The following is a 6,373-nucleotide window of genomic DNA, read 5'->3' as shown; positions in this document are numbered from 1 at the left end:
TGCGGGTGTAGACCTGCCGGTTGAACCCCCGCCCTATGGCCCAGCCGCTGGCGGCAAGATCCAGCGGCGAACACACGGACGCAATGCCCGCCACCACCTTGCGGGCCTCCGCGCCCAGCTCACCAGCCCAGCGCATCAATGCATTGCCGCCCAGTGAGATGCCCACGGCCACGACCGGCCCGGCATGTGCCAGCGCGAAGCGCCGCAGTATCCAGTCAATCTCTGCAAAATCGCCGGAGTGATACGCCCGCGGCGCGAGGTTGAGCTCACCCGAACAACCCCGGAAGTGCGGAATGGCGCAGCCCCAGCCGCGCTCGCGCGCGACGTCGGCCAGCGCCTCTGCGTAATGGCTGGCCGAAGAGCCCTCAAGCCCATGAAACACGACCAGAAGCGGCGCGGCTTTGCGGGTCGCGTCCACTGGCTCGCTGGCCTCCAGCATCCAGTCGACGTCGACAAAATCGCTGTCCGGGGTGTCCCAGCGCTCCCGGCGAAACAGGGGCTGCGGGCCCAGGTAGCGCTGTGATCGAAGTGCCGCCCAGATGGTTTGCAAATTGCCGCCCGGCAGCCACCAGGGCGCTGCGTAGTTCATGGCGGTCCTCAGTGCAGGACGGTCGGTGTTTCCGACACTTCCTGCATTTCGCGCGGCGTGCCGGGGCTGGCATGGTGCGCCACCATGCGCCAGCCTTGCGCGGCCTTGTGATACACATTGGTGGCGATCACATAGGCATGCCGCGGGCCTTCGTCGGTCAACACGTCGATGCGCTCCAGCACGCTGTGCACGCTGGCGCTCATGGCTTCCACCCTGCGCACCTTGATGGCCTGCGCATTGATGGTGCCATTGGAAAACATGGCGTCGAAGGCGGCGCGTATGGCGGCAGGCCCCACCAGCCGCGCGCCGCCGGGGTGCACGCAAACGATGTCGTCTTCATCGCTCCAGCAGGCCATGAGCTTGTCGATATCGCCGCTTTGCAGCGCCTCATAGAAAGCCGCCTCGATGTCGTCGGCGTTGCCGGTGCTGGCGGGCGAGACTTTGGTTTTTGGCATGGAAGGCGTCAGTCCGGCTAGGCAGTGGGTGTTGAATTTTCATCGGGATTGGACCTTGCAGCAAGCCACCTTCGTACGATCCCTTGCATGCTGTTGTCTTCCTGCCCGGCGCGCCGGCCGGTGTCGCCGCTCTGGTTGGCCTGCCAGAGCAGTTCTGGCGCTGCCACATGCGTGCCCTGCGGCAACACCTGCAGCGCGGCATCGATAAATTCCGCCAGTTTGGCGGGCCGTACCGGTTGCTCGGTCGCGGGAATCATGTATTTGAGCGTGGACAGCATCCAGGATGCTGTTTTTTCAAGGAAGCTTTTGCCCGCGAGTCCCTCGGCTTTGCGCGCCGACCGCACAAGCAACACGCGCTCAAAGCCCAGCGACGCCACAAGCTGTTCATCGAGGTCAGCCAGGCCGCGCTTGAGCGCGTCGGGCAATCGCCCCGCCGCATGCGGCACCACCACCACGAGCGTCTGTGCGCCACAGCGCTTCAGCCAGCGGGCCAGCGCGGGCAATTGCCCCGGCAGCGGCGTCCAGAGTGCGCGCTCGCGGCCGTAATACAGCCGCGGCGGCTCAAACATGACAAGGCCGGTATGCACCCGCTGCGGCCGGACGGCCCATGCCTCGATCATCGAGGCGTCCTCCGCCAGCGCAATGCCGACACCGGCCATGCCGGTGGTCATGGGTTCGGTGGCCAGCACTTCTGTGTGCGCATAACGCCCACTGCCCACCAGGCGGCGCAGCACTTCGTTGCCCAGCGCGCCGGTGGCGCCGGCCGCCATCAGGCGCGGCTTGCCGGCCACGCCGGGCGGCTGGCGCAACGATGCCTGCAAGGCCTGTAGCGGGTTGCCGGATGCGGGGGAATGGGGCGTCATCAGCATTCGATTATGTTAGTGTTGCGCCTTGCATTTTTGAAAGGCATCGCCATGATTTCCCGTTTTTTCCATCTGATTCTTGTCGGCATGCTGGGCTTGCTTCTTTCGGGTTGCGGCTACAACGACTTTCAAAGCCTGGACGAAGACACCAAAGCGGCCTGGTCTGAAGTGCTGAATCAGTACCAGCGCCGCGCTGACCTGGTGCCCAACATTGTGGCCACGGTCAAGGGCGAAGCCGCCTTTGAACAGGACACCTTGACCAAGGTGATTGAAGCACGGGCCAAGGCCACCTCCATCCAGGTCACACCGGAAACCCTGAACGATCCGGCGGCTTTCAGCAAGTTCCAGGCGGCGCAGAGCCAGCTGGGCAGCGCGCTCAGCCGCCTGATGGTGGTCAGCGAACGCTACCCCGATCTCAAGGCCAACCAGGGTTTTCGCGACCTGCGTGTGCAGCTCGAAGGCACCGAGAACCGCATCGCGGTGGCGCGCAATCGGTACATCCAGACCGTCCAGGAATACAACGTGCTGACGCGCAGCTTCCCGAGCAACCTCACCGCCATGGTCTTTCACTACAACGTCAAGCCCAACTTCACCGTGCAAAACGAGGCGCAAATCTCTGTGCCGCCGGTAGTGGACTTCAACAAGAAATAGACTTTGCCAAGAATAGCCGTGCAGCGACTCGTGGGTTTATGGGGGTGCCGCAGCCTTCGCTGGATGCCTGGGTTGTTGCTGGCTGTGTGGTTGCCTCTGGCGGCCTGGGCGCAGGGTGTACAGCCGGTGCCGGCCCTCACGGCCCACGTGATGGACAGTACCGCTACGCTGAACGCGGACCAGCGTGCCGCGCTGGAAGCCAAACTCACCGCGTTTGAACAAAGCCACGGAGCGCAGGTGGTGGTGCTCATCGTGCCCAGTACCCAGCCCGAGGACATCACGGCCTATGCCCAGCGTGTGGGCGACGCCTGGAAGATTGGCCGCAGCGATGTCGGTGATGGGCTGTTGCTGGTCGTCGCCAAAAATGACCGCAAGGTCCGCATTGCAACCACCAAAGCACTGGAAGGCGCCATTCCCGACCTCGCGGCGCGCCAGGTGATTGACACCGCCATCACCCCGCGCTTCAAACAGGGCGACTTCGCCGGCGGCCTGGATGCCGCCGCTGAGCAGATCATGGCCCTGATCCGTAAGGAGAACCTGCCAAACCCTGCGCAGAAAGAGGTGTCGGGGGCTGACAGCGGTTTTGAATGGACCGACCTGGCGGTGTTCCTGTTTTTTGCCGTGCCGATCGGCGGGCGCCTGGCCGCTGGCGTGCTGGGGCGCAAGCTCGGCTCGCTCGCCACCGGCGGTGCGGTCGGTGTGCTGGCCTGGGTGTTCACCAGCAGCCTGATCGTGGCCGGCCTGGCCACTGTGGCGGGCATGGTGTTTGCGCTGGTGGCCAGCCTGGGCGCTCTGGGCCGCCGCTCTTCAGGGGGCTGGACCACGGGCGGCTTCGGTGGCAGCAGCGGCGGAGGAAGCTGGGGCGGCGGTGGCGGTGGCGGTTTCAGCAGCGGCGGTGGCGGTAATTTCGGCGGCGGCGGCGCGTCGGGCGACTGGTAGGCACCATGTTGAACAAGCTCAAGATTCTGCTCAAGCACCTGTGGCTCGATGCGTCAGACGCCCGGCACGCCATTCCGCCCGAGATGCTCAAGCGTCTTACGCAACGAGTGGCAGCCAGCGAACGGCGTCACAGCGGCGAGATCCGCATCTGCGTGGAGGCTTCACTGCCCGCCAGCTACTTGTGGCGGTTGGGTGCGGAAAACACCCTTGCGCAGCTCATACGCCAGCGTGCGCTTGCGATGTTCGGCAAGCTGCGGATGTGGGACACCGAACACAACAACGGCGTATTGATTTATTTGCTGCTGGCCGAGCACGCCATTGAAATCGTGGCTGACCGCGGTGTGGCGCGCCACGTGAGCCCGGAGCAATGGCAGGCCATGGTGGCCCGCATGGCCGGCGCGTTCCGCGAAGGGCGCTATGAAGACGGCCTGACCGAAGCGCTGGAAGAAACCTCGGCGGTGCTGATGGAACATTTTGCCGAAGGCACTTCGGAGAACGGAGCCCAGGCCGGCCCGAACGAACTGCCCGACACACCCTTGCTGCAGTAGCAACGCACAGAGTCGCCCTCCATCGAGAGCGGCGGCTTCCTCAGGCCGACAGCAGCACGCCCAGCACAAACACCGCTGTCAGCGCCAGCAGCCCGCGCCGGAGCCAGTTTTTGCGTGAGCGCCTTGCCCTGCTTTGCGGCTCATCCACCCACGTCAGACTGTCGAGCACACTGTCCATGTCCATCCTCCCGCCGGTTGAATTGTCGATCGTCGAAATGAATCTGGCCAACATGCGCCAATCACCACGCGCCAGTCACGTCACCATAAATGGCGATGTGGACCACAGCTGTCACATCGGGTGACGAGTTGTTACCTTGCGGCATTTGAACAACATGGAGCCGCAAAATCGCTCCTGATTTGATAGCTGGTGGTGCGCATTACATATGGGCAAAAGCACCATTTCATTAGAAATTTGGGTGCATCACGCGGATTCACCAGGCCAGGGCTCCGGCAGATGCCAAACGGCGCTGTCCGCCACCGGGTACAGGCGGCGTCCGGCTTGCTGTGGCATGCGCCAGCCTCCGGTGAGTTCACCAAACGCCGGCACGATGGCCAGCCCCAGTTCAAGGCAAAAACACGGAAGACGCAGGCTGTCGCGACCCGGTCCGCGCAGTTGAACCGCCGGATGCAGGTGGCCCGCGATCACCGCGTGTGTTTTGTGGTGTTGCGGATGATGACAAGCCGCGAAAGGCCCCACCAGCCAAGGCTCATCGACCACACGAATACCCAAAGACAACGGCGGATCACCGGCGCGGCTGTCATGGTTGCCGCGCACCAGCACACAGTCCAGAGCCGCGAACTGTGCCCGCCAGGCGTCAAGCGCCTGCAGCACTGATGGCGTGCGTGCAGCGGCGGCGTGCAGAAAATCTCCGAGGAACACCAGCTGCGCGGGCGGGTAGTGAAGCAACAAGCGGCTCAGCCGTGCCAGGTTCTCACGCGTGGTGCCCGCAGGCACGGGCTGCCCCAGGGCACGGTAGGTGGCGGCCTTGCCCAGGTGCAGGTCCGCCACAAACAGCACGCGGCCGGCAGGCCACCACAGGGCGCGCTCAGGCAGCAACCAGACGGTTTCGCCCGCATAGTCCACGGGCAGCGGCGGGGCGGTCGGGGTGGCGCCGTCGTCCATCATCACAACGGGGGCAGAGGCCGCGAAGGTTTGCGTTCACGGCGCGGGCGACCGCCTTCCCTGCCCTTGCCGGAGCCCACGCCCTCCTGCCCAAAGGCCAGCGTGCCCTTGACCTGCTCAACACTGCCCACAGCGACGGATCCGCCCGCGGCTTTCTCCAGCAGCGCCACCATGCGCGTGATGCGGTCGGCCAGGCTTTCGTTGCTGAGCTTTTCGCGAAACATTTCCACCATCAAGGGGAACGCAAACGGCGTGGGCCGCGCCAGCGTTTGCATCACCAGTTGCTGCGTGTTCATGCGCGCCAGGCTGGCGCTGAGCCGGCCGAGTTCGAGCTCCTGCGCGAGCAGCTCTTGCTGGGCCTGCATCAGCAGGCGGTTGGCCGGGTCGTATTTGCGGAACACCTCCCAAAACAGCGAGGACGAGGCCTGCAGCTGCTTGTTGCTGCGCTTTTCACCGGGGTAGCCTTGAAAGATGAGGCCCGAGACGCGCGCAATTTCCCGAAAACGGCGCTGCGCGAGTTCACTGGCGTTCAGGCTTTGCAGTACGTCGTGCAGCAGTGCCTCGTGGGTGCCGGGCTTCAGCAGCTGCGGCAGCAGCGTGGGCCAGTCGACCTCGGTCGCGCTGAGCAACTCAAAGCCGTAGTCATTGATCGCGATGGAAAACGTGCGCGGTGCCTGCTGGGCGGCGCGCCAGGCGATCAGGTTGGCCAGACCTAGGTGCACGTGACGGCCGGCGAAGGGATAGAGGAACAAATGCCAGCCTTCGCGCGTCTTGAGCTGCTCAGCCAGCAGCGTCTGCGGTGTGGGCAACGCCGACCATTGCTGCTGGATGTCGAGCAGCGGCCGCACGCATTGCAGCTCAGGCGTGTCGTAACGCCCTTCGCCGGCCAGCGCGAGCTGGTGCACCACTGCGTCGGCCAGCGTGGTCGACAGCGGCATGCGTCCGCCGTTCCAGCGCGGCACAACCGGCCGCTTGCCGGTGGCGCGCCGCACCCAGGCCGTCATGTCGTGGATGCGCGCCAGCTCCAGCAGCCGGCCGCCAAAGAGAAAGCAGTCGCCGGGCCTGAGGCGTGCGGCAAAGCTCTCCTCGACGCTGCCGATGCGGCCGCCGCCCAGGTATTGCACCGACATGCTGGCATCGCTCACGATGGTGCCGATGTTCATGCGGTGGCGCCGCGCCAGCCGCGCATCGGGCACGCGCCAGAC

Annotated in this window: 8 protein-coding genes and 1 pseudogene; 3 read left to right on the top strand and 6 right to left on the bottom strand. The window is 64.9% G+C overall.

Features of this window, described 5'->3' with window-relative positions; all coding sequences use genetic code 11:
• The 3 genes from ABI546_RS10075 to ABI546_RS10065 form a co-directional block, all read right to left on the bottom strand.
• Positions 1-589: alpha/beta fold hydrolase (locus ABI546_RS10075; protein ID WP_348046458.1), on the bottom strand; the 589-nt coding region annotated here is incomplete at its 3' end.
• An 8-nt stretch (positions 590-597) separates the two neighbouring features.
• A complete protein-coding gene (locus ABI546_RS10070) occupies positions 598-1,044 on the bottom strand; it encodes a nuclear transport factor 2 family protein (RefSeq protein ID WP_348046457.1) in 447 nt (148 codons plus the stop codon).
• Between the two features lie 17 nt (positions 1,045-1,061).
• On the bottom strand, positions 1,062-1,907 hold the full coding sequence (locus ABI546_RS10065; RefSeq protein WP_348046456.1) for a hypothetical protein: 846 nt from the start codon (positions 1,905-1,907) through the stop codon (positions 1,062-1,064).
• A gap of 51 nt (positions 1,908-1,958) precedes the next feature.
• Here ABI546_RS10065 and ABI546_RS10060 point away from each other — a divergent pair, with 51 nt between their 5' ends.
• The 3 genes from ABI546_RS10060 to ABI546_RS10050 all read left to right on the top strand — a co-directional run bounded on the left by ABI546_RS10060 (position 1,959) and on the right by ABI546_RS10050 (position 4,045).
• Positions 1,959-2,558 carry a LemA family protein gene (locus ABI546_RS10060; RefSeq protein WP_348046455.1) on the top strand — a complete coding sequence of 200 codons (600 nt, stop codon included), beginning with the start codon at positions 1,959-1,961 and terminating at the stop codon, positions 2,556-2,558.
• 63 nt (positions 2,559-2,621) lie between these two features.
• Positions 2,622-3,497 (top strand): TPM domain-containing protein, encoded by an 876-nt coding sequence (locus tag ABI546_RS10055; protein ID WP_348046459.1) that lies wholly within the window; start codon positions 2,622-2,624, stop codon positions 3,495-3,497.
• Positions 3,498-3,502: 5 nt separating this feature from the next.
• Complete coding sequence (locus tag ABI546_RS10050; RefSeq protein WP_348046454.1) at positions 3,503-4,045, top strand: TPM domain-containing protein; 543 nt, start codon at positions 3,503-3,505, stop codon at positions 4,043-4,045.
• A gap of 40 nt (positions 4,046-4,085) precedes the next feature.
• On the opposite strand, the gene ABI546_RS10045 is transcribed toward ABI546_RS10050, so the two are convergent.
• The 3 genes and pseudogenes from ABI546_RS10045 to ABI546_RS10035 all read right to left on the bottom strand — a co-directional run.
• Positions 4,086-4,277 carry a hypothetical protein gene (locus tag ABI546_RS10045; protein ID WP_348046453.1) on the bottom strand — a complete coding sequence of 64 codons (192 nt, stop codon included), beginning with the start codon at positions 4,275-4,277 and terminating at the stop codon, positions 4,086-4,088.
• 189 nt (positions 4,278-4,466) lie between these two features.
• Complete coding sequence (pdeM, locus tag ABI546_RS10040; RefSeq protein WP_348046452.1) at positions 4,467-5,171, bottom strand: ligase-associated DNA damage response endonuclease PdeM; 705 nt, start codon at positions 5,169-5,171, stop codon at positions 4,467-4,469.
• Positions 5,171-6,373, bottom strand: a pseudogene (locus tag ABI546_RS10035) (DNA ligase-associated DEXH box helicase); the annotation flags it as partial. The pseudogene ABI546_RS10035 and the gene pdeM, both read right to left, overlap by 1 nt.

It is taken from the genome of Polaromonas sp., assembly GCF_039932935.1.
Classification (GTDB): Bacteria; Pseudomonadota; Gammaproteobacteria; order Burkholderiales; family Burkholderiaceae_C; genus Polaromonas.
This window is presented reverse-complemented; position numbering and strand designations above follow the sequence as displayed.